The 25,036-nt window shown below is 45.0% G+C and carries 18 protein-coding genes; 2 read left to right on the top strand and 16 right to left on the bottom strand.

Features of this window, described 5'->3' with window-relative positions:
- Positions 1 to 19 precede the first annotated feature (19 nt).
- The 14 genes from nusA to PGW94_RS00945 form a co-directional block, all read right to left on the bottom strand.
- Positions 20 to 1,564, bottom strand: a complete 1,545-nt coding sequence (gene nusA / locus PGW94_RS01010) for a transcription termination factor NusA (RefSeq protein WP_271757695.1) — start codon at positions 1,562 to 1,564, stop codon at positions 20 to 22.
- Between the two features lie 210 nt (positions 1,565 to 1,774).
- Positions 1,775 to 4,903, bottom strand: coding sequence for an efflux RND transporter permease subunit (locus PGW94_RS01005; RefSeq protein ID WP_271757692.1), 3,129 nt, complete (start codon positions 4,901 to 4,903; stop codon positions 1,775 to 1,777).
- Positions 4,904 to 5,690: 787 nt separating this feature from the next.
- Positions 5,691 to 6,416, bottom strand: a complete 726-nt coding sequence (gene tatC / locus PGW94_RS01000) for a twin-arginine translocase subunit TatC (protein WP_271757732.1) — start codon at positions 6,414 to 6,416, stop codon at positions 5,691 to 5,693.
- Between the two features lie 175 nt (positions 6,417 to 6,591).
- Entirely contained in the window at positions 6,592 to 7,812 is a 1,221-nt protein-coding gene (gene ispG, locus PGW94_RS00995) for a flavodoxin-dependent (E)-4-hydroxy-3-methylbut-2-enyl-diphosphate synthase (RefSeq protein ID WP_271757688.1), read from the bottom strand.
- Positions 7,813 to 7,970: 158 nt separating this feature from the next.
- On the bottom strand, positions 7,971 to 10,343 hold the full coding sequence (locus PGW94_RS00990) for a TRP75-related protein (protein WP_271757685.1): 2,373 nt from the start codon (positions 10,341 to 10,343) through the stop codon (positions 7,971 to 7,973).
- A gap of 98 nt (positions 10,344 to 10,441) precedes the next feature.
- On the bottom strand, positions 10,442 to 11,602 hold the full coding sequence (gene dxr / locus PGW94_RS00985; RefSeq protein WP_271757674.1) for a 1-deoxy-D-xylulose-5-phosphate reductoisomerase: 1,161 nt from the start codon (positions 11,600 to 11,602) through the stop codon (positions 10,442 to 10,444).
- Positions 11,603 to 11,664: 62 nt separating this feature from the next.
- Positions 11,665 to 13,083, bottom strand: coding sequence for an NADH-quinone oxidoreductase subunit N (locus PGW94_RS00980; RefSeq protein WP_271757673.1), 1,419 nt, complete (start codon positions 13,081 to 13,083; stop codon positions 11,665 to 11,667).
- Positions 13,073 to 14,569, bottom strand: a complete 1,497-nt coding sequence (locus PGW94_RS00975; protein WP_271757670.1) for a NuoM family protein — start codon at positions 14,567 to 14,569, stop codon at positions 13,073 to 13,075. Before PGW94_RS00975 ends, PGW94_RS00980 begins: the two co-directional genes overlap by 11 nt.
- Positions 14,566 to 16,440: an NADH-quinone oxidoreductase subunit L gene (nuoL, locus tag PGW94_RS00970; RefSeq protein ID WP_271757668.1), complete on the bottom strand. Its 1,875-nt coding sequence runs from the start codon at positions 16,438 to 16,440 to the stop codon at positions 14,566 to 14,568. The genes PGW94_RS00975 and nuoL overlap by 4 nt, the downstream gene beginning before the upstream one ends.
- A gap of 123 nt (positions 16,441 to 16,563) precedes the next feature.
- Positions 16,564 to 16,890, bottom strand: coding sequence for an NADH-quinone oxidoreductase subunit NuoK (nuoK, locus tag PGW94_RS00965; protein ID WP_271757665.1), 327 nt, complete (start codon positions 16,888 to 16,890; stop codon positions 16,564 to 16,566).
- A 27-nt stretch (positions 16,891 to 16,917) separates the two neighbouring features.
- On the bottom strand, positions 16,918 to 17,577 hold the full coding sequence (locus PGW94_RS00960; protein WP_271757662.1) for an NADH-quinone oxidoreductase subunit J: 660 nt from the start codon (positions 17,575 to 17,577) through the stop codon (positions 16,918 to 16,920).
- Positions 17,578 to 17,779: 202 nt separating this feature from the next.
- Complete coding sequence (gene nuoF / locus PGW94_RS00955) at positions 17,780 to 19,060, bottom strand: NADH-quinone oxidoreductase subunit NuoF (RefSeq protein ID WP_271757660.1); 1,281 nt, start codon at positions 19,058 to 19,060, stop codon at positions 17,780 to 17,782.
- Between the two features lie 72 nt (positions 19,061 to 19,132).
- A complete protein-coding gene (locus tag PGW94_RS00950; protein ID WP_271757657.1) occupies positions 19,133 to 20,197 on the bottom strand; it encodes a 3-hydroxyacyl-CoA dehydrogenase in 1,065 nt (354 codons plus the stop codon).
- A gap of 79 nt (positions 20,198 to 20,276) precedes the next feature.
- Entirely contained in the window at positions 20,277 to 20,738 is a 462-nt protein-coding gene (locus PGW94_RS00945; protein WP_271757654.1) for a hypothetical protein, read from the bottom strand.
- A 437-nt stretch (positions 20,739 to 21,175) separates the two neighbouring features.
- Here PGW94_RS00945 and miaA point away from each other — a divergent pair, with 437 nt between their 5' ends.
- On the top strand, positions 21,176 to 22,093 hold the full coding sequence (miaA, locus tag PGW94_RS00940) for a tRNA (adenosine(37)-N6)-dimethylallyltransferase MiaA (protein ID WP_271757651.1): 918 nt from the start codon (positions 21,176 to 21,178) through the stop codon (positions 22,091 to 22,093).
- Between the two features lie 440 nt (positions 22,094 to 22,533).
- On the opposite strand, the gene PGW94_RS00935 is transcribed toward miaA, so the two are convergent.
- Positions 22,534 to 22,761, bottom strand: a complete 228-nt coding sequence (locus tag PGW94_RS00935) for a hypothetical protein (RefSeq protein ID WP_271757649.1) — start codon at positions 22,759 to 22,761, stop codon at positions 22,534 to 22,536.
- A gap of 265 nt (positions 22,762 to 23,026) precedes the next feature.
- Positions 23,027 to 23,722, bottom strand: a complete 696-nt coding sequence (locus PGW94_RS00930) for a VirB8/TrbF family protein (protein ID WP_271757646.1) — start codon at positions 23,720 to 23,722, stop codon at positions 23,027 to 23,029.
- A 1,050-nt stretch (positions 23,723 to 24,772) separates the two neighbouring features.
- Between PGW94_RS00930 and PGW94_RS00925 the strand changes: the two genes are divergently transcribed.
- Positions 24,773 to 24,919, top strand: coding sequence for a hypothetical protein (locus tag PGW94_RS00925; protein ID WP_271757643.1), 147 nt, complete (start codon positions 24,773 to 24,775; stop codon positions 24,917 to 24,919).
- Positions 24,920 to 25,036: the final 117 nt, after the last annotated feature.

Below are 25,036 nucleotides of genomic sequence, written 5' to 3'. Positions count from 1 at the left end.
ACAGTACCCAGAAAAAAAACTAAACCCACCCTATCCGCTTACGTGACTCCAGTATTATGGAATCAACCTGCTCTTTACTCAATTTAACCTTGGGAATAATATCATAAAATTCATCAGTACACAGCGAAGCAATGTCTTCTATACTCCTGACTCCATTCTCGCACAACTTTACAATATCCTCTACTTGCAAGTACGGAAGCTGCATGACCTCCTCACTCACGGATACTTCTTCAAGCATCTTCATGGCTTCCTGCCGTCTGCGAGCCAAACATTCAGCAGCACGAGTCTTGAGCTCACGGGCAATATCCTCATTAAACCCGTCCACGGCTGCAATGTCACTGACCTCAGCTCTGTCCAGATCCTCTATACTGGAAAACCCCTCACTAACTAACAGCTGCCCTATTATTTCCTCTACATCCAAATCATCGATGAAAACCCTAGCCCCAGCACTCAGCTCCTTAGCTTTCCTAGTAGACTCGGTTTCATCCCCTATGACATCTATATCCCAGCCCACCAACTCAGACGCAAGCCTTATGTTTTGACCATATCGCCCAATGGCCAGACTTACCTGACTTTCCGGAACAACCAGCTCTATCTTACTAACATCCTCATCGATGATGACCTTAACAACCTCTGCAGGCGCTATCGCACTCACCACAAACTTCGCTAAGTCAGACGAGTATGGCACAACGTCTATCTTCTCACCGTGCAACTCAGCTACTATATTCTGAATTCTAACGCCCCGCGCACCAATGCACGCTCCCACCGGATCAACATTCTTATCTGACGAAAACACCGCCACCTTAGAACGTGACCCCGCATCGCGGGCCAGAGCCTTGATAGTAACGACCCCATCGTAAACTTCTGGTATTTCCTGTTTGAACAAAAGCTCCATAAACCTCTTGCTCACCCTAGAAAGGAAAATCTGCGGACCTGTCGCCTCTCTACGCACATCTTCTACATGCGCCTTCACCCTATCATTGGGTCGAAAAACCTCACCCCTGATAGTACTATACACAGGAAGATATCCCTCACTTCCATTCAGATCTACGACTACGTTATTGTACTCTACCCTCTTGACGACGCCGTATACAAGATCCCCCACTCGATCCTTAAACTCCTCATACTGCCTCTTCCTCTCTTGGAGCATAATAAGCTGAGCAACCTTCTGCTTAGCAAGTTTCGCAGAGTTATAGTCGACATCAATGGGCGGCAATGGCTCAAGGAGTATATCACCAACCTTAGCATCCTCTTTCTCTAGCAATGCATCAGATATCCTTACTAGCTTGTACTTGTCTACTTCATCCTCAGGAATCCCGCACTTCTCGGAGTCGAAGGACATATCATCCTCTACGACCAGCGCCTGCCTTGCAATGGATATAACACCGGTCTTCCTGTCGATAGAAACCTTAATCTTACAGTCCCCGTACTTGCCATGGCTGACAACTTCGAGCGCCTGCTCAATCGCCTCCACCACAACACCCAGGTCTAGACCCCTTTGCTCAGCAACGTCCCTAGCAACCCGAATCAGTTCGAGATTATCAAAATTATACAAATTCACCATAAAACTCCTTGCACGAGTAGGAAGCGCCTACTGATACCTAACTGGCAGAAGCGGTGTTCCATACTAGTCCGCCACGGCGATTCTACTTATGATACCACAATGAGTCAAGAAATTTCTCCGGGTTAAAGCGCTGGTGTTCTGCACGCCATTACAGCCATGGACCAGAAAATCAACATCATGGTGCATGCTGTTTTAATCATTGACATACTCCTATCGTGAAAGTCCTAAAGTGGCATAATCATCACTACGCTTTTCTGTTCCAACTTTATGACACATCAGCACCGCAGGTGTATATAACAATGTCACTATGGTGGCCAATAATAACCCCATAGATGTCGTAGTGGATAACTCAAACCATAGCTGACTTGCCGGAGAATCGTACAAAATCCTACCGTATATGAAATCTACACTTAGCCGCAATACCATTGGCATAAGGCCAAGAACACCTGTTATTACAGTTAGAAATATGGGCCTTAGTCGGGAAAGGGCAGACTTCATAATTGCTTCCTTTCTGCTGAGTGAACTATCAACATTAGACCTAAAAGCATCTATAAGTAGTATGTTGTTGTTCACAACCACCCCAGCCAGAACTATTATGCCCACTCCGCCCATAACGACACCGAAAACTTTGTATGTGAGTAAGAACCCGAAGAAAACACAAGTTGTAGATAGGAAAACTGCAGTCATAACAACAAACACGTAGTAAAAACTATTTAGTTCACACATCAAAACCAGTGAAATCATTACAAGAACCATAGCAAACGCCTTTATTAGAAATGCTTTGGATTCTTCCTGATCTTCCATATCACCTAAAAAACTCACCTCAACACTGGGGTCTACCGCACCCTGTAGAGCTGACTTTATGTAGCCGACCCTCTCTGATACATACATACCCGGAGCTATGTAGGAGGAAATCGTCATGGACCTCATGCCGTTTACTCGCTTTATGGAGCCCGCAGCGGCTCTGGCTTTTCTGTTCATGAAATACGATACTGGCACAGTGCCGTAGTGGGTATTTATCTGGAGGCTATCTATGCCTTTGAGCGATCTGTGTTTTTCATTAAAGCGCGCTATTATGTCTATCCCGTCGTCAAAGTCACTAGGATAATATTTACCCACCACCAGACCATCAGTAAGCAATTTGATATACTGCCCTATAAGATACACATCTACACCAGAAGCGCGTGCCCTCTTTCTATCGACATCCAATATCCATTCATACCCAGAGGTTAGAGTATCCTTCGAGACGCCCACAAAACCCTGTGATGCTGACATTGCCTTTTCCAAAACTGAAGCTGCATCATTTAACAGAACTTTATTATCCGCTCTTAAACTAATCTCTATCTGCTTTCCCCTGCTGGGCTTCATACTTTCATATTCAACGTCGAAAAATACACCCTTCACCCCTTTTATACGGTGCAAAATGTCGCGCAGTATTTTTGAAGACTTTTCCCTTAAGAACCAGTCGAAAAATTCTATACCTATAACTCCTACAACGCCGCTACTGGCATCTCCCCATTTTTCAACAGATCTAGTATAAATATGCCGTACTCCGGCAATATTGCGGATTTTCTCCTCTACATCTAGTATGATCAAATCCCGCTCGCCAACTGATAGGTTGTTGTCACTCTTCGCAATGATAAGAGCCCTGTCAGGCTCAACGTCAGGAAAAAATTCCACCCCGGGCCCGAAAGAGAAGTACATAACTGTGGACAGAACCAATACACTCGTCACTATACATACAAACTTGCGCGGGTGATCCAAAACTACAAAGAGAACTTTCGCATAGAAGCGTGTGCACTTGCCCAGGCTGTCAAAATCAAGATCTTCAATGGCATTTATCCTCTTGACCTCTTCAGGAGATACTGCAGAAACCTTGCCAAACATCGATCCTAAAACAGGAGTAAAAATCAGCGCAACAATCCACGAACCAACGAGCGTCGATATCGAAACCACCGGGATATATTTTATAAACTCTCCTGTTACTCCAGGCCAAAACAACAATGGAATGAACACAGCAAGTCTGGTAGCAGTAGCTGCAGCAATAGGCCAAAACATAGCCACTGCAGCTGATTTATACGCAAAAACTCTATCCATACCATGAGCCATCTTGCGGTCTGCATATTCGCTTACAACGATGGCGTCGTCCACGAGCATTCCAATTACCATTATCAAGGTAAACAAAATGACGATATTTAAGGTATAGCCCATTATGTAAATTACTGAGACTCCCAGCAGCGCCGAAACAGGTATGGCAACCGCCACCAATATGGCCGTGCGGAAGCCCATAAAGACCATCATAACCAGCAGCACCAAAACCACTGAAAATACAAGCGTATTTTCGAGCTCATGAAGCACATACTTAACTTCCTGCGATTGGTCTTGAAGAAAAATAAGGGCTACATTGCTTGGTAATAGGGAACTGGCTTCATCAAGTATATTTTTGATCTTTCCAACTACTTCGGTGATATCACTCCCACTCTTTTTTGAAACCTTCAATACTACAGCTGCTTTACCATCAACTCTAACAAATTCGCTCACTGCTTTTTCAGTAAAATTCACCTTAGCAACGTCGCTGATAGTTACAAATTCATCTCCCTTGGCTTTTAAAACAAGGTCTTGTATCTTCTTGTAGCTATCAAGTTCACCTGTCAGTTTTACTTTATGACGGCCAATTTCAGACTCCATAACTCCATACTCAACAAAGGAATAACTACCTGTGATAGCCCTTTGTATGTCCTGTACCTGTATGCCGTAATGATTAAGTAATTCCGGAAAAAAGTTAATTTCAACAACGTATTCTTGCAGACCTTCTGCCTCAACACTCAGAACACCACCGAGAGACTCTATGGAGGACTTTAAAGAACGCGCCACTTTAGAGAGAATAGCACCCTGAACATCTCCTGCTACGGCTACGTGCAATACGGGCGCCGCGCCCAAGTCAACCTCCTTGGCAATGAGGGATTTCAGCTCTCTCGGCAACTCGGAACGTGCCAAATCAAGTTTCGTCCTCACATCCTCCATAGCTGCACGCATATCTGTCCCATGGCTAAACTTCAGAACAACAGTCGCAGATCCATCTTTGGCAACAGATATTACCTTCTTAACACCGGAGACTGCCTGCACTTCCTTTTCGATGGGTGAGACAAGTAACTTCTCTGCCTTTTCTTCCGATATCCCATCTACAACGGCAACAATGGAGATAACCGGAACTTTAATGGTGGGAGTCCTTTCCCTAGGCAAAGTAAAATACGCGTACGTACCAAAAGCAACTATGGATGCCAAGAGGAACATCATAAATCTGTTCCGCTTGAGGAAACAACCTAATATCAAGTCCATAAACTAGCTCCGCATGGCCCTTATCCGAATACACAAACAGTATAGAGATCTCGACGGAGTCTAGCACTCACACGATGGATTTGTCATCCACTTCTTACTAATACCAACCTGCAATATGTAGTATTTTTACAACGTATAATATGCCCCAGCGATATGGGTTTAAGTATCAGGACAGTGTATAAAATGTTGGCTCATTGATAGGTCGTAAAGCACATAGAACTTTCGCAACACAAACTTTCTCGTCCACAGCCTTCCATCTGTTTGATAATGTCAGCTACATCGATGACGGACAGTTAGCAATCTGGCTACAATTCACGCAGTCTGCGTCGCGCAATGTAAAATCACACGGCAAAACTTACATCACCTGAAGAGGCTCATGCTGCAAATAAAGACCCTCCCGTACACAACGCGTAGTTGGCCACACACGATACTCTTTTACAGTATTGGTCAACTCGCTACCACAAGATATTTGTACGCATAATCCCCAAGCAGGTCATATATGCCATACATAGACAACTTAGCAGAACCAACACCTTCCAGACCATCAATACACTACATTTCGCACAGTCTTTGTTGGAATTTATCATAATGAAGCTACGCGCCTCAGCAAATCGCACTCATATGCGTATAAGCCGGTTCACTCATCAAGAGAAAAAACATAATTGAGATGGCAACCATCCCGCATTAACCCCACCCAACTCCCGCGCATTCAATTTACAGCCTTGTGTTATATAAAGCCTATAAAACATTTCCTGATTCGTACGCTATAGTTCCTATGGAGCAGAAGTCACTTCTTCTCTATGTACCTACAGGCAATGATCGAAGCTTCGTACAGTAATATCATCGGTACAGCGAGACCTATCTGACTGAGCACATCAGGAGGAGTAAGCACTGCCGCAATTATGAAAATAATGACTATAGCCACTCTCCTTTTACTAGCCAGGCTTTTTGACGATACAATCCCTATCCGCGCAAGTAATGTCAGAATAACAGGCAGTTGAAATGCTAACCCGAATGCAAACATGAGACGCAGTACCAAATCAAGATACTCACTTACCGACGGCATAAACTCTATCGGCACCCCTACTGACGCGTCTCTGTTTTCAAAGTTTATAAAAAACTTCCACGCAAGAGGAAATATGTAATAGTACACACCAGCCGCCCCTGTTGTAAAAAGTACAGGAGCCGCTATCAAGTATGGCAGTAGAATGCGTCTCTCCGCTTTGTATAGCCCTGGCGCCAAAAACATATAGAATTGCCACGCAAACATCGGGAATGAACCGAAAAGCGCAGCCATTGCCCCAACCTTTAGGTACACAAAAAACGCCTCGGTAAGGTCAGTGTATATAAGGGAAAAATCCTCGTTATCTCCTTCCAAATCAACAAGAGGTATGAGCAAGAACTCATATATCTCTTCGGAAAATAAATAACATACTACAAACATCACCACGAAAAATGCAGCAGAAAGGAGCACCCTTCTCCTTAGCTCCTTCAGATGCCCCGCAAGTGACATTAATCCCTTACTCACCTAATGCAAACCTCAGAGTTTCTACCACCAAATAAAACACCGCGCATATACAAAATTACACAGCAAAACCGAAGGGACTAATAGTCAAACAAGCTACTTAATACCCACTCGTTTACCACTAAAAATAAGCATGCCCACGCAATAAATCATGCATGGGCACTCAGCCGTATTTCTTCATTACGTATGCATCAATAATGTCCAAAAACTTCTCCAGCAGATCATCACCCTGCAGCGTGCACAGTTTGTTGCCGTCCTCATATACTGCAGCAACCTCTCTTTCCCCTCTCCCAGGCATGCTAATACCAATATTGGCATGTTTGCTCTCACCCGGACCATTCACAACACATCCCATCACTGCCACTGTCATATTTACGACGCCCGGATACCTCTCCTTCCAGACTTTCATGTTGCTTTCTATGTAGCCATTCACCCTGGTGACAAGCTTCCTGAAAATGGTGAAATTCGTCCGGTTACAGCCAGGACACGATACCGTCTGTGCAGCAAAAAACCGCAATCCCAGCGCCTGCAAAACTTCTTTACAGACTTTCACTTCCTGAGTCCTCTCCCCCCTAGTAGTCGCTGTAAGTGATACTCTAATGGTATCCCCTATTCCTGACATGAGAAGGTGAGATATGCCCGCAACACTATTCACAATACCGCGGAGCCCAGACCCTGCCTCTGTGAGCCCTAAATGCAATGCATGGTTGGACTCCCTAGCCAAAGCCTTATATACAGAAACCAAGTCACCCACCCTACTCATTTTACAAGAAAGCACTATGCGATCTGGGGGCAAACCTATCTTCTCAGCAAACCTTGCACTCTCGATAGCAGAACGAACCATAGCCTTACTCATAACAACGCTAGATGGCTCTGGAGTGGGCAGAGACCTGTTCTCATCCATGAGCTTTGCAATAACAACCTTGTCTAAACTCCCCCAATTTACGCCAATTCTTATAGGCATGTCGTGCTTTATCGCGAATTCCACCACCTCTTCAAAGCTTTTGTCTCTTTGGTCTCCGAACCCAACATTACCCGGATTCACCCTGATCTTACCCAAAGCCGCAGCACAGGTGGGATAGTCTCTCAACAATCTTGCAAGCTCGTACTGCCCGCATCCTACTATCATTTTTTCATCGTAGCCATGCTTCACGAGCTGGTTCACAACTTCCGGAACGGCTTTGATAGCTTCCTCTGAGTTGATAGCAACCCTTATAAGCTCAGAACCCTCATCCGCGAGAGAAAGGATCTCTTGCATGTCTTTATCGAAATCCCCAGTCCCGCCAAGCGCCATAGACTGGATAACCACAGGATGCCCACCCCCTATAGTTACCTTGCCTACCCTAACGGCATGACTGATCCTTTCCCCACGAAAACTTCCCATACACAAGCACTTCATATACAGAGAGTACGCACACACTTAACCACGGATTGCTCCTAGTAATCAAGCGTAAAAACATCACTCCCTACACATACAACGAAAGAAGCTCGTCTACAGAGTATCTTGCAAAAAACATGCACAATACGACAACCGCTAACCTTCTATCTGTCAAAATCCAAAAACGTTGACCGCCCGTTAAAAGTAAGAGGAAGCTCATACCCCTCCCCCTGACTCTCCTCATCATCTGAAAGGCCCTTATAGCCACCCAGCTTCGCCGCACTTACTGCATTCTCTGCCTCATGCTGCGCATCGTCACCTCGGTCAGCATCATTTCCTTTAGAAGAAAGCAAGGCATCATCCCCTTCTTCCTCCTCAGATTCATCCGCAAAGATCATCTCTGAATCTTCGATTATATCAGAAAAGTCTATCACGCCATCGTAGCCGGAAAGGTCATCATCCCACGAGTAATCTTCTTCCTCATCATCTTCAGGAAAGGCTTTCTCATCAAGTTCAGAATCATCAAGATCCTCCACAAACACATCCTCTTGCGGCTCCTCAACATCTACGGAATCATCTCCAAACTCTTCATCTTCCCCGAATTCATTGTCGCTCAATCCCCACTTAATACCAGGCCCAGCAGTTCCCTCAGTCTGAGTATTACCACCAAAGTCACCGTTGATGACACCAATGTCAGAACTACGCTTACCGCCAGCAGTGCCCACAGCACCACGTGAATCCTCGCTTTCGTATTCAGGCAACGCACTATCTATTCCGGTACCGGAACCATAAATATTCCCGACATCACTCACTGCGGCCGAATCGTCATCTTGGTCATCATCATTATCAATATCACCTACACTAACCGGTGGAGCATAATCCCCCACAACCCAGTCAGCACCTTCGCCGAATTCCTCATCAGATGCATCTGATGCACCCAACTGAGGCATTTCACCCTTTAAGTAAGCGCCATTTTCCTCGGCCACAGTCCGCCCATGCCCCAAGACCTCTTCAAGAGTTGCCTCACGCATGTGAGTAGCGCCACGAGCATTTTTTTCAATGTCGTCGACATCGGCATAAGGTGCAGTAACAATATCTACATTTTCTTCAGAAATCTCACCAGTTCCCTTAGCATCGTGCTGACAACCCGGAAGATCACACTTGTCACAACAGCCACACTTATCGTCGTCACCAACGCCTGTACCAGGCATTATTTGACCGTTCGCGCCATGACCTACTGGCTCTAACCCTTCCGCTAACACGTTGTTTTTTTGATGCTTACCATGGCTTACGCAATGACAATCAGCACAATCGCACTTTTCGCATTTGCATCCCTTGCCACAATCACAGTCCAATGACTCATCGCCGCGCAGATCGTCACTATCCACCCCATAGCTGCGTTCGGCTATATCCTCTTTTTCACCATGCCCAACACAGTGACAATCCACACACTTACACTTCTCACCGCAGTCACACGCTCCATCTACGCCCTGCTTATTGCTTTCGCAATCGCACCCTTTGCCGCAATCACAGCTCGGTGACTTCTCCCCCACCAAACCGGAACCGTGTTCGCTACTAGAAGCCCCCACATTCTCATTACCTACGAACAAAGGTATGTGCTCCTCAGGTGATAACTCTTCCTCTGTTGCTTCATCAACATGATGGGGTGATGCATGCTTTCCGTGATCACATTTACAGTCTTCGCCACAATCGCAATGAAGCCCCATGCCAGCCGAAGTTACGCCAACAACCGGAGCATCTGCAACGCTACTATTTTCTGCATCGATATTATTATCAGTCGCTTCCTTCTCAATTGCATCAGCATCTTCCTCTCCCTGGACGCCTTCTCCATTGCAACAAGCGCAGTCACACTTCTCCATGCAACCGCAGTCAGTCGAATCCTCTTTCGTAACGCCGGAGTCTTGATGAACGGAGCCCTCAATCGCCTCTTCTTCAGGCAGGACATTTCCGCCACCATCTGCCGCAACCACCTCTGCAGGCTCATCGTTAATCTCATCAGCATCTTTCGCCATTCCATGGCTATTATCTAGATCAACGTCTATAAACCTAGCGCCCTTAACGCGTGAAAGATCTACACCTTCACTATTCACCATTCCTGATTTGCTTCGCTCACCAGTTGCGCTGTTCTTTACGCCATATCCTCTCAGCTTCTCTAAAATGCGATCCCTCTCCGCATCACTTACCCGAGAACGCACTCCGCTACTCTTGCTCCTGACGCGATTTTGTCTATCATCTTCGCGCTCCTTCAGTATGTCCGCCCTACGTTTCTCGTACGCCTCATAGGACTGGGAAAAACTCTCATCCTCACTGAATAGATCACCACCTGGGTTATACGCAGGAGTATAATTCCTGCTCATTTCAAACATATAGTCCTTACAAGAGGAAAGTAACAACAAACTAACTAGACAGAATACTAACCTTGACATGAAACTAACCGATGATGCTGACACAACAAAAAGAACTACACCTTCCTTAAACTCAACAACAGGAGCACACAGCCCACTACCAGGACACATACTCTACAGGCCCCAGCAGGTCTACATAACACCTTTAAGGGACTTAGCACAACATTTATAACAATAAGGCCCAACTAACCCCTTTTATATAGAATCTACTACGATACTAAAGTACTTATTACTTCTTCCGCTATACTCCTGCTTAGGGAATCATATTCTATGATATCTCCCAAGGAATTTACCCTGTCATAGGAAATTTTGTCCATTACACATAAAATGATGTTAACTATATCCAAAAATTTTATTTCAGATTTGAGAAAGGAACACACCGCAACTTCGTTAGCAGCGTTAAAAACTACACCAGCTGCATGACTTTTTGGAGACTTTAAAATGTCAAACCCAGATCTCAATGCAGGGAACCTCTCCATGTCAGGTTGCATGAACGTCAGCTCACCATATGATGCTAAATCAATTGCGCCATTGTATATACCCCCACTATCAGGCCAGTACAGCGCATATAATATTGGAATACTCATATCTGGCACAGACATCAACGCCATCGATACGCCGTCAGAATAGGATGCAAAGCCGTGTATTATAGACTCAGGATGAACAACAACGTTTATCTTGTCGTGTCCAAGCGCAAAAAGGTAACTGGCCTCTATGACCTCAAGGGCTTTATTAACCATAGTCGCGCTATCTACAGAAATTTTTCTCCCCATTTTCCATACAGGATGAATCAGGGCATCATCCAATGATGCTCGCTCCATCTGCTCTTTTGTCCAGTGTAAAAATGGCCCACCTGAAGCGGTTATCGTTATACTCTCAGGATCACTTCTACTGGATAGCACCCTAAATACCGCATTATGCTCTGAATCCACCGGCACCATGTGAACACCCTTAGCTCTTGCAGCCTCAACAAGAAGTGCACCCCCGCACACCATGCTTTCCTTACTAGCTAAAGCTATAGTGCCGACTCCAGTTTTCACTAGCTCCATAACTGGAGCTAACGAGGCCATACCCGTAATTGCCATAATTGCGCTGTCAACATTAAACGAGGACGCCTCAAGAACGCCCGATAAACCTGCAGCAACTTTTATGCCTGTGCCCTGCAAACAGGACTTTAATTCCCCGTAGTGGGAGTCATCCGCAGTCACAACCATTTTCGCATTTAAAGACTTTGCCTGTAGAGCCAGTAATTGAACATTGGAGTTAGCTACAAGAGCTTCAACCTCAAAGTCATTGGGATTGCTACGCAAAATCTGAACGGATTTTTGCCCAATAAACCCTGTGGAACCAAAAACCGAAACTCTTTTCACACGCAACTACCGCTCACACTGCACCCTAACATCCACAAATTTAAGGAGAGATCAGCAGCAAGCTACGGGTAAAAGCTCAGCACAGACTCAAAACGCTCCCTAAAGAGGATCATTACAAGACTAAGCGTTACAGAAATAATTGCAATAACTGCAAGTCCCCTATTTTTGCGAGCTTCCCTATAATCCTCAATAGGATTGTCAAAGTAAACTACTCTCGCTATTCGAAAGCAGTAAAAGCACGGAACTATACTGGTAATACATAAAAACACTATGCCAACTAAAACCGTATAACTGTATGCATCGATTCCAACAATTGCCTTGAGCAAGGTATACTTCGCGAAAAACCCAGAGAATGGTGGCAGCCCAGCAAACGCTAGCATAGAGGTCACAAACGAAAATGCCAATATAGGATTCTTCTTCCCTAGACCAGCTATACGGGAAATATCAAACCCTTCATCGCAATACGCAAGTAGAACAGAAAAAATCCACACATTAATAAGCACATACGTGACAACATAGTACAGAAGAGGATTAAAAGTCGTACTGTACATACCCCCTATGCCAGCCAACACATAGCCCATATGACCGACATTCGCATAAGCAAGTAGCCTCTTTATGTTATCCTGACGCATTGCACAAAATTCGCCGAAGACTATAGACATCGATGCCAGCACCAGCATTATGACTACAAACCATCCACTTTGAACCGTAAGGGCACTGGTGACTTTCGTAATCGTCAGAACTATCGCCGTCTTTGTCACAATAGTAAAAAGTACTACAGCTGGCGTTGGCGCGCCCTGATATGTATCTGGCATCCACATGTGAAACGGCACCGCTGCAAGTTTGAATAATACCCCGATCAATATGAGAACACATCCCAGCGTGGCGCCTAGGCACTCCTCACCCGAAAGCACTCTTGTAAATACTTGGAACTCAAAATCTGCTGCGTAGCCGTAAACCAAAGAGATTCCATACAGCATAATGCACGATGAAAGAGCACCAAGAATGAAAAGCTTAATCGCCGCCTCAGTAGCCTTTCTAGAACTTCTATTGAAGCACACAAGTATGTAGGTAGAAAATCCTATCAGCTCGAAAGATAGGTAAAATGATAAGAAATGCTGCGAAATCATAAGGGACATAGCTCCCAAAATCGCAAACAGCATCATTACAGAAAATTCATAGCGATAATCGCGCTTGGAGCAAAAGAATAGTATGAATGTAAACAGACCAGCAATGGAAACTATAGCCCTAGACAAGTAGGTATGTCCCATTAACGAAACAAAACCTCTGAATAACGTCACACTACCGCCTGTGAAGCGCATAAACTCCATACAGGAAATAATTGAGGTTATTCCCATCGCAACAGTAGCTAATCCCCTCACCCACCTTTCGCCCATAAACATGCCAAGTATTAGCAATGTAAGCGCAGAGCCCAATACGAAAAGCTCCGGTACGATGTGTGACAAATCGCTAAAGTACACGCTCCACCCCCAAGATGTCGGAAACTTCTGCAATGCCATGCAAAATATCACTCACCCAGGGCTTAAGGAATGATATAAGCGGGTACGGAAGTATACCAAGTAACAATACCAATGCAGCCAAGATGCCCAAGACATAGAGCTCCCAAGTGTTTATGTCTTTGTCTATGATTGGCGCACCCGCAGGGCTACTTCCCCAAATAACCTCCCGACATAGACGAAGCATATATGCAGCGCTTAAAACAACACCCACAGCAAACAAGACTGCTGCAAACCTGTATGTCTGAAAAATTCCTAGAATGGAAAGAAACTCCCCAACAAAACCCGATGTACCAGGCAGACCAACAGATGCCATGCTGAAAAAGATCATCATAGAAGATAGCTTTGGCATGGAACTTGCCAATCCGCCACATTTTGACATTTCCAGCGTCCCTGCTCTACTGTAAATAATACCAACGCATAAAAAGAGTGCAGCAGATATTAGCCCATGGCTGATCATTTGAAAAACTGCGCCCAGTATACCGCTCTCATTAAGAGAAAATATCCCCGCAGAAACAAGCCCCATGTGGGCGACAGAAGAATAAGCTATTAGCGTCTTCATATTCTTTTGCGCATACGCAACAAGCGACGAATAAATCAACGAAACCGCGCTGAGGTAGACTACAAACTCTGCCAGAGTCAAACTCACATCGGGAAAAGCACTAATGCAGAATCTTAGAAATCCGTATCCACCCATCTTTATAAGCAGGCCTGCAAGCAAAACAGAGCCCAAAGTAGGAGCCTGCACATGCGCTTTCGGCAACCAGGTATGCCACGGCACCATAGGAAGCTTTACAGCAAACGCAAAAAAACATGCCGCCCATAACGAAAATCTAACCCCCGGCGGTAGCACGTCAGAAACTGAGGCAACTCTGTAGAACGACTCAAAGACCTCTAGAGAGAAAAAGTGCGAATACACCAGAGCAATCAAGAACAAAAGTGAGGCCGTAGCCGTATAAATTAGAAACTTAAATGCCGCGCCAATCTTATCTCCATGCCCCCAGAACCCTATCATAAAAAACATAGGGATTAGCGAAGCCTCAAAAAACACGTAGAACATTATGGACGTATGCACAGAAAATACGCCCAACACCAAGGATTCAAGCAGCAATATCAGTGCAAAAAAAGAATATTCGTCTTCACGGCACACGCCACAAGCGCTACTGAATACACCACATATGGCACATAGAAAGAACAAAAAAGTTGATAGCACAATCATAGATAAGGACAATCTATCTATTGCAAAGTGCACGCCCACCCACGAGGACTGAATTATATCTATCTCTGCCCCAGTGCTGCTGTAAAAGTTTGGGATAGCGTAAAGACTCGCAATAAACGACGCCATGGTGGTTACTACGATAACGCTGTAACGCAAACCGGGCGCACCTTCCTTAAGGAAGGCTAGAACGCACGCTCCAACAACAGGGGCTAAAATAATGAAAGGTATCACCGTGTTTTAAAACCATATACCACTATAAGTGCGGCAGTAACCACTCCCAGTAGCATGACTAGAGTATACCAAACTACGCGCCCGTTCTGCACTTTGACACTATGCTTGGCACAAGTTCCAACCGCCCCAGTAATACCACCTAGGATAAAATAATCAATCACTTTTTGATCCGCAAAGCGCCACACCAAACCCGAAACTCTTTGCATAGGCACCACAAAAACTGCAACGTATACCTCATCAAAGTAGAACTTGTTCTTCAAGACATGCACAAACATGCTCGGTGCAAAATTACGAAGTTTTCCCGAGTGGTAAAGATAATACGACACCATGCCCGCCACACCCATAAACATCGGCATAAGCTCCATCACCTTACTGATCACAATGTGATGTTCATGCACATCTATGCTGTGTAGCCAGAATTTCTCTCCTGTTATCCCAACAAAATTCTTAAATACCATGCCAGAAAATACCGCACCTACTGCCAGCACCAGTAACGGCAGCAACATAATCTTCCCTGCTTCATGAATAGAGGAAATCCTATCAGTATCAGAGTTATGGAATACTCTCATCATGAGCCTGCATGAATACACAGAGGTCAAACACGCAACAAGGTTGGTAATTACAAATCCCACAGTATTGCCATAGCTACTCTCTATAATCAGATCTTTAGAGTAGTAACCAGCAAACGGGAAAACACCCATGAGTGCCAAAGATCCAATCCACATAAGGACGTAAGTGAAAGGAATATCTCTCCAGCAATTGTTGCTCATACACTCTATCCTTTGCTCACCATGGTTGGCGTGAATTACATTCCCTGCCAAAAGAAACAATAGTGACTTGAAAAATGCATGCGTGAGCAAATGGAATATAGCCAAGTGGTAATTAGACGTACCACAAGCCACGAACATGTATCCAAGCTGACTGCATGTAGAGTACGCAACTATCTTTTTTATGTCATCCTGCACAACAGCAACACATGCAGCAAACAGACATGTCATCAGGCCAACCATGAGTATCACTTCCCTAGCTATAGGAGATAGTTCCAACATGAAGGAATTTCTCGCAACCAGAAATACACCCGCTGTAACCATGGTGGCAGCGTGAATGAGCGCTGATGCGGGAGTTGGGCCCTCCATAGCGTCTGGTAACCATACATGTAAACCCAACTGCGCAGATTTGCCCATGCATCCCAAAAACAGCAGTATGCAGGCTAAGTCTACAGCGTGTATACGAAAGCCCAGAACTTGTATAATTCCCGCGTCCATGCCATCACTTATCTTTGCGAATATCTCATCAAAACTTAGAGAGTGAAACGCGTAGAAAACAACCAAGATACCACACAGAAAAAACAGATCCCCGACTCTATTGACAATAAACGCCTTCAGCGCAGCTTTAGTAGCCGAGTCACGATGAAACCAAAACCCTATCAGAAGATACGAACACAAACCAACTCCTTCCCAGCCAAAAAACAGCTGCATAAAATTACCGCTGGTGATCAGCGCCATCATGAAGAAAGTGAATAAGGATAAATACGACAAAAACCTTGCAGCACCCTTATCATGATCCATGTACCCAACAGAGTATAGGTGAACAATGAATGAGACAGTTGTGACCACTATCATCATAACAGTGGTCAGTCTATCCACATAAATAGACCAATTTACGGAAACACCACCAACATCAAACCAAGGCGCTATATCTACAGAATAGCCATGAGTTGCAGTGAAAAATATATACCATGATAGCACCGCAGACTGCCCTATAAAGCAGCAAGCAAGTACATGAGATATTATCCTATTATGCCTAAAAAGATATCCTAATGCCGCACCAAATAGTGGCAACACAACACATAGAAACTCTACACAAAACATAACAGCATCTACAGAAAGTTCATCACATGTTCACACACAAAAAGGCTATCGTGGCGAAAGCAAATGCACACAGATTCACCACAAAAAATCCGACAAAACCACACTGCATGCAAACCGAATAACCTACATTTTCAGCAAATTAGCCTCGCCAAGGTCTATGTTCCCAACATTACGAAAATGCGCAAGCATAATAGCAAGACCTATAGCGGATTCTGCTGCAGCAACTGTTAGAACAAATACAACAAATATCTGGCCATGTATATCGTTATGGTACGCAGAAAAAGCAGCAAAGTTCACATTAATAGCTAGCAACATGAGCTCCAAAGACAATAAGACGTTTATCACGCTCTTGCTATTTATCACCATTCCACAAGCGCCAATTACAAACAACAATGCTGCAAGGATGAGAAAGTGGTTTAGCGTTATACCGGCGTTAATCAAAAATTCCATACTCTGCAACCAAATCTATCACGAAATCTAATCCGCACCGCTACCATCCTCAACACCTTTGCCAACCTCTGGAGAGAGCAACCTTATCTTTGAGGAACGATCAAGCTGAACACCCACGTCTTGCTTTCTCGATTTCGAAATACCAAACTTTAGCGTCAGCACAAGAGTGCCTACAGCCGCAACTAGTAAAAGTATCCCTGACATCTGGAACACATAAAAACATTCCGTATACATCTGTGATCCGATAAGAAACACATTCCCAGCAGAGCGCACTACATGCCCGCCAGCCTCTTTCACAAAACTGGCCTTAGTGTGCAATATTGAGTAAGTAGCGCACCCAAAAAACACCGCAGACAAAAGAACCCCCACCGGGTAGTACCTCACCAAACCATGTGAGGACTTCACACAATCTAGATCGAGCATCATAACCACAAAAAGGAAGAGAACGGCCACTGCCCCTACGTATACGATAACCAAAAGCATCGCTACTAGCTCTGCCCCAAGAAGGATAAACAGTGCACTTGAGACAAAAAACGTGAGAATTAGGTTAAGGACCGCATATACCGGATTAGACGAGAGGACAACAGCCACTGCTGAAATAGTGACCATACCCGCAAAACAGAAGAACAGAAAACCGACCATATGGCCAAAATCTACAACCGCCGTGATGATAACATAACTACCCAAGTTCGCAAACCAATTTACCGTAGATTCACACAAACACTGGCGTAGAAACAGTACCGCGTTCGCTGGCCTCGCCCACAGATCGTTTATGTAAAAAGCGCTACGAATGTGGAGCCACTGCGAGTGATGTATACCACATTAGCACGACCACATACGCCGCACGCTCCTTTTCTACGCTACTAGCAGTTTGATACTTTGCAAGTCGCTACGCGATGCGCCGCCCCCTGGACTGCCTAATTCTCTCCTCAACCATTGGTCGAAAATGCCTAAACAATCCCTGTATAGGCCAGACTGCAGCATCCGCCAGTGCACATATTGTGTGCCCCTCTATTTGAGACGCAACATCCAAGAGTTTGTCTATCTCGCTCTCATCTGCGGTGCCGTTTACCATCTTCCTCATAATACGCCACATCCAACCAGTACCTTCCCTACAAGGGCTGCACTGCCCACACGACTCATGCATGTAAAAGTGGGAAAGTCGCTCTATAGCTTCAACAAGGTCCGTAGACTTGTCCATGACTATGAGGCCTGCTGTACCCAAACCCGACTTCACAGCCCTTAAGGAGTCAAAGTCCATGGTTATTTCATCACATATGCTCTTGGGTAACATTGGCACGGATGACCCACCAGGTATGACAGCCAATAAATTATCCCAACCGCCAACAACTCCTCCAGCGTATTTTTCAATGAGCTCTCTCATTGGAATACCCAATTCTTCTTCCACATTACATGGGTTGTTGACATGGCCCGATATGCAAAAAATCTTTGTACCGGTGTTATTTTGAATTCCGAGAGAAGAAAACCACCCCGAGCCCCTCCTTAATATCTCACCAACCGTGGCTATAGTTTCAACATTGTTTACGGTAGTTGGCGCTCCGTACAGACCTACCGCAGCGGGAAACGGCGGCTTCAGCCTTGGCATTCCTTTCCTACCTTCAATGGACTCTATTTGCGCGCTTTCTTCGCCACAAATGTATGCACCAGCTCCCCTATGTATGAAGACGTCCAAGTCATATCCAGAGTTGCACGCATTTTTCCCCAAAAATTTACGCTCGTACGCCTCATCCAAAGCTCTTGAGAGAACCGTATACTCGTTATAAAACTCGCCCCTTATGTATATGTACGCCGTGGTAACTCCCATAGCAAAGCCGGCTATCAGTATACCCTCCAAAATTCTGTGTGGGTCATACCTTATTATATCCCTGTCTTTGCACGTGCCAGGCTCTGACTCATCCGCATTAACCATCAGGTAGGCTGACGCTCCCTCAGGTAAGGCCTTTGGCATAAAACTCCACTTCAAGCCCGTAGGAAAGCCAGCCCCTCCACGGCCTCTCAACCCGGAATCTTTCACCTCTTGGATGATCTTGTCACGGCCTAACAAAAGCAAATCCTTAGTGTTGGACCATATACCACGACCCATCGCCGCATCTAAGTAAGGACTCTCCCTACCCGACAGATTGGTAAATATAGCATCCTCGTGTTTCACGGCTTCCTCAAAGCAACCATGTCCATATTACTGAACAACCCCAAGAACTCAAATTCTTAATTTTGCAAATTTCTACCAAGTGCAGGATACACCTAGTCTACCAGCGAGTTCCTTAACTCCGTATTGCCATCTATAACCTGTTTGTAGAATATTATCCACTTCAGGCAGTACTTCCTCACCACTCTTCTGCACCAAAAACCCAACGTAGGCGAAGAATTTGCTCCACACAGCATCAGAAAATATTCCACATCTCTTATCTAGCAGGCACTCTTGCAAAAACATGTCTCTTTTTAGAGCTCTATACAGCCCGCTACGCAGATCTATAACTTGATCGGTCGTACCATATCTCATGCTGTACGTCCTGTAGAAACCGCCCCTGCCACTTATGCCCGTCATACCATCAGAAATCATGCCGTCAATGACCGGTGGCAACTGCCTGCACATTTCCTGCAAAGGGTCATCCTCCTCAAGTAACCCCGTAAGTTTGACAAGACCTTCAACAAACCGATCTACACCCATCTGATCAATGGCAGAGAAAAACCCAGGCATTCTTATGCCTGTGTGTTCATTCGCGATGATGTGATCAGCAACCTCGACGCCAATACCAATATCAAATGCAGAAAGGATACTACACGTGGCTAAAAAGTACCCAATCCTGTCAAACAGTGAGATCTCCCCATGAGAGTGAACGAGAAAATTCAATTTCCCTGCATAACATTCCTTCAGAGCATCGAAATGGCCACGTACACTTTCGTTGCGTAAAACACATTCCAAAATAAAACCGCTATGATAAAACGTTGGCGCACAAGCCGGAATTAGCCTCTCAAACAGGCGGGAAGGTACCATACCTCGCACGGAGTCACACGTGCGCACCGGCATCCCCAACGACAGTAAAAGCACATCGCTATTAACAACGGAACGCCGATTGTAAAATTCGGATTTCGCTTTCACGTCTCCAGAAATGCACTCAAAAATACAGCCCACATCGTGAATGTCTAAGTCCTCACAATGAAACTTGCGCATCTCTACACCATCTTGCAAGGACGTAGTAACGCCTTCACCACAGTACACAACGACTTGAATTCCGGAATCAACGAGGCGTTTTACAACAAGGTCGTTGGATAATTCAGGATCCATAACAGCTAGTTTTTTAGTAAGCAAGGACCCTCCTAATACTCAATTAAAACGCTAAGAAACGAAGCAGACACACGCCGCTCTATGCGCCAAACTCATCCTTGATTTTCTGCACAATCTCTTCCGAAGGGTTCTCCCCCCAGCCCGAATACAGGATCTCGCCATAAAGTGCAACATCCATCGAGCCACTTTTACTCTTAGCAAGGAACATTTCTCTTTTATGCTTGTCCACCAGTACGTAGTGCCAAGCCGGCCTACCCTTGTCTTTGCCTCGCACTAAAAACAGGCAGTCAAGCCTACTTTTTTTCGTGGCCTTAGCGAATCCTTCGTTGCTAGGTTTGGTAGTTCTGAGAACGCTTTTATCCTCCCTGAAGGAGGCAGGTTTCTCGCTCTTATTGCCAAGAAGCTTGGAAAACCCCCCAGCAGCAGATGCAGAAGCCCCTGTACCGTCAGCTTCTCCTTTTCTTTGAGCAAACGTCCCACTCTTACTGAACCTAGATGCAAATCCCTTACCGACGTTGGAAGAACCACCCTGATCAGCCATAGCGCACACCCTTTAAAGTACAACAATCCAGCAAAGCAGAAGACCATCTGGAGTGTAACACGTGCTTTACTCAAGTTCAACAGGATTCCCGGCACACTCCCTCCAGTCTACACCACTTCTACCAGCACATTTTCTGTCACGTCAATGTCCTCAGCGCAGTGCTGAAACCCTCACTTTGATCTCAATCAACGCTGTCTAGGATAATGGTCTTTGGTATCTATTAGATTAACACATCTCAGATTCACCAAACATAGAGGAAAATTAGACGGCTATCTTCCACGTAAAATCGACAACAACTTTATACGACGTATACCTGATAATTAGCTTATAATTGCTAGAAAATAGCATAGACTGAGTATAACCTAGCAGGGTTCTGTGCGTTGCTCTCGCTACTCGCTCAGATCACAGCTTAGAAAGCTTTTAGGAATAACACAAAAATGAGAGAGAGAGAGGTAGTCGTCCTAACAGGACCCACGGCGTCAGGAAAGTCAGAAATATGTGACTCACTCCTGAAAAGCATAAACTGCAGGATCATAAATTGTGATTCAAAACAGATATACAGTGGGATACCAACAATATCTGCGCAGCCTCTTACATCTTCGAACAAAGAGCTATACAGGTTGTATGGATACGTGCACCCAGCAGAAAATTATTCAGTGAACCTGTGGCTTGAAGACGCGAAAAGGGAAATACATCAGGCATGGGAAGAAAACATCATTCCTATAGTGACCGGAGGTAGCGGCCTATACATCAGCAGTTTAGTTTATGGGTTATCTCCAATACCCGAGATAGACCCAGATATACGACATCGGTCTAGAAGTTTGCTGTCAGAATTGGGTAATGATGAGTTTTATAGCATGCTGACAAAGATTGACGCCCAAGCATCGCGCATTGACAAGAACAATAGTTACAGAATGTTGCGAGCATTTGAAGTCGCGCTACAAACTGGAAAGTCTATTTTCACACTCTATAAGTGTTATCCGAAAATCCAGCCCTTTAAAAATTATAAGGTTTTCGTCTTGCTCCCGGATCGAGAACAGCTATACCACAAAATAAACGAAAGATTCCTTGATATGATCAACTCCTCTGCCATCGAGGAGGTAAAATATCTTATGTCACTTGATATTACAGGAGACTCCCCCGTAATGAAAACACTTGGGGTTCCAGAAATCTCCAGGTACCTACTCGGTAACATTGACCTTGCCGACACAGTGGCAGAAGCTCAAAAAAATACCAGACACTACGCAAAGCGGCAGTACACATGGTTCAGAACCCAATTGCCAGAAGGTTCTTTGTTTTTTACGTCAAAATCTGAGCTTGAACAGCATATGCTATCATACCTACACAAGCGGTAGCATCTGCACAGACTGATTTTTTTCAGTGCTCTTCTTTCATAACAACACGGCACCACAGCAGATTGATTGCACATTTTGAAAAGCCAACAGAATGGCCCCCTACAAAAGTGCAGCCATCTAACTACCTAATTGTACGCGTACCCTAAATACTACAAAAGCATAACCACCATATGTACCTGTACGCATGGAAAACAAAACTTGCAAGGCCAACCCTGGCAATCCCAGTGTTCAAGTAGGCACACAACCCTTCAGGAACTGAAGTCCCACGCATACCCTTGTAGCATACCTGACTGAAATACACTGGAGCATTAATCTATCTACCGGTATGCATGCAGACAAACTTCCAAAGTCACCTACGCCACAACCATCGCACCATACAAAAAGATGTACAAATGCTGCTCTTAAGGAGCTGAAGTCAAACACATATCCTTACAGCGCGCCTATCTGGAATACATGTGAATCGTTAGCCTACGTACCGGTTCATGGAAAACAAAACTTATAAAGCCAACCCTGGCGATCCCAGTGTTCAAGTAGGCACACAAATGCTTCCCTTCGGGTACTGAAGTCCCACGCATAGCCTTGTAGCACACCTGGCTGAAATACACTGGAAGCATTAGTCTATATACCGGCATGCACGAAGGACAAACTCCAAAATCAACTTCCGCCAAGTTGCCACAGTGTTCACGTACACACAAAGATGCTTCCCTTTAGTAGGAATTGAAGTCAAACCTTGGATGTGCCTGCTGAGGATATGCTAGAGGTGTGGATTCATACCAGCGCACATAACGATAAATTCTAAAGGCATCCCACACGTTCTGCCGGGAGCTCACTTGAATTTGAACTGAAAAACAAACGATATACCGGAGGGTAATAATCTCGGCCAAATCACGCAGCCGCACAGAGTATCAACCCAGGACTCTCTATTTGTAACCGTCAGTCTATATATTGGTACGCATGGATGGTAAACTCGAACGGCACAACTCCTGCTGCGGCCATCCTAACACTGGAAAGAGAGAATGAAAGTTGTACTTTGCGAGACTGAGTCTCTGCCAAAACGCCATGCACAAGGTATTTCACCTTAAACTCTACTATGGCGCTACTCATGGAAGCAATATTCTTCGGCAATAGCTCTACCTTGTCGATAACGGCAGATAGCGTAATGTCCTCGGTATTGTATTTAGAAATCAGCGCATGTATCGCAGCTCCGCGCTCTATCATGTTTTTAAAGCCAACGAATATCTTTCTTGAAGAGTTATTCTTCACGAAACCAAGCCGCAGCTCTTCGTCTCCACGAGAATATGACTCGTAGCGTTTCACATATTCTCCGGCCAAATACGACGATAAGATATCTTCTTCCTTTTCGTCTACATCGGAGCTAAGCCTCTTTATTCTGGAGAACTCATCGCTGTATATATCGGTATACTTTACAAAGCTGAATGCTGTTTTGGTAGGGAACATGGAATATATATCCAGGGCCAAAACCAGCATAAACGTAGTCAGCACCGAGAGACATACAGTTAGCCATGCCCTTTCTGTTACAACTACAACATACCGAGTGAAATACCACTCAAGAGCGAGACTAAAGTACTTCTCTTTATCACCAACAAAGCAACCGTTAACCTCTTTCACCGAGAACACTCCACGCCTGGGTCGAACCTAAACCGTATACCATGGTACCCATATCACTATAGGGCAACCCTACGGCTGAAGGATACACACGAACTCTTACCATTGTATTGATCACGAAGGAATTCGCAACAGTATTGGACATAATAGCATACACATACTGTTTACTTCCAACTCCGATACAGTGAAATCTATTCTGGTACTCTTATGGCACAAAATGAGTAGATTAAGGTTAATGCGGTGACCTCGAACCCAAGAATACCAGCAGTGATACGGAGAAGAGCCAACAACGCATAAGTATCAAGAAGTCACTGAGTAGTATGGCACAATCTTCCCAGCGTAACTAATGTAAGGCGCAGGCACAATGGCTGTAGACCCATGCAATCGCGTATGGCTTACGTAAAATTAGGGATAAGTTATGTGAACTGTATGCTGAACAATGTGCGTCCATCTTTCGCGCAGCCCCATGTCAAAAGCCTATCAGCATTCTAGACAGCTTCATCTGCGCAGCAAATCTCCCACAAACACGAAAGGGGCTTGTCCTTTAGCTTAGCCACCAGTGCCATCCCTGTTTCACCAACACACACATTGCTGTACGCTTCAAATTTCTCTGTACTACTAACTTCTTGTGTACCATACCCCTAACTTATGACTGGAAATACTAACTCAATTAGCAAAGCATCGGCGTCTTCATTGTTATCAGCCATGTCACTCAACACCTCGACTTTGTCTATCTCGTCACAAGAGCACTAGAGGCTTGATATCGTGAACCGATGTACAAACATACTGATAGAGTTTTAGTCATGTGAAAGTAATGCATACTAAAAGTGCTTCCTTTTGCCACTACGTCGCAGATCACTGATTGTTGGCAATAAATCTGTTATTCGACCGCGCAGTGGTAGAAATACTCCTTATCGGAGCTCATGTTAATACGCCTGACCAATATGCAGCCTTCACTTCCTGGAATCAGTAATCTGGTACATAGCGTATTGCAAATTCCACCACAACATTAGGCATCTAAGTCTGTCAGGTAATATCGCGGGGCTTCTGTCTATGGCTTCGTACATCGATATCTCCCTTGAAGGGGCAATTATAATCCTGAATCCGATCTCATCCCAAACTGGTATTCCCTATTGTCTGTTCGCTGCACAGACGAAGCTGCAGAAAATGACGAGAGATTCCTCTCACTATAAAGGCTAGGGCTACCGTATGACTTAAACGCCGCGTAGTATTATATGATGATGTCTCACATCGTGCTAAAGCAGTTGGGCTCTAGATATCGGGGTTAACAAAGTCAAGTTGGTAGTAGGGTTTAGT

The sequence above is a fragment of the Candidatus Anaplasma sp. TIGMIC genome (assembly GCF_028204095.1).
In the GTDB taxonomy this organism is placed as follows: Bacteria; Pseudomonadota; Alphaproteobacteria; order Rickettsiales; family Anaplasmataceae; genus Anaplasma.
This window is presented reverse-complemented; position numbering and strand designations above follow the sequence as displayed.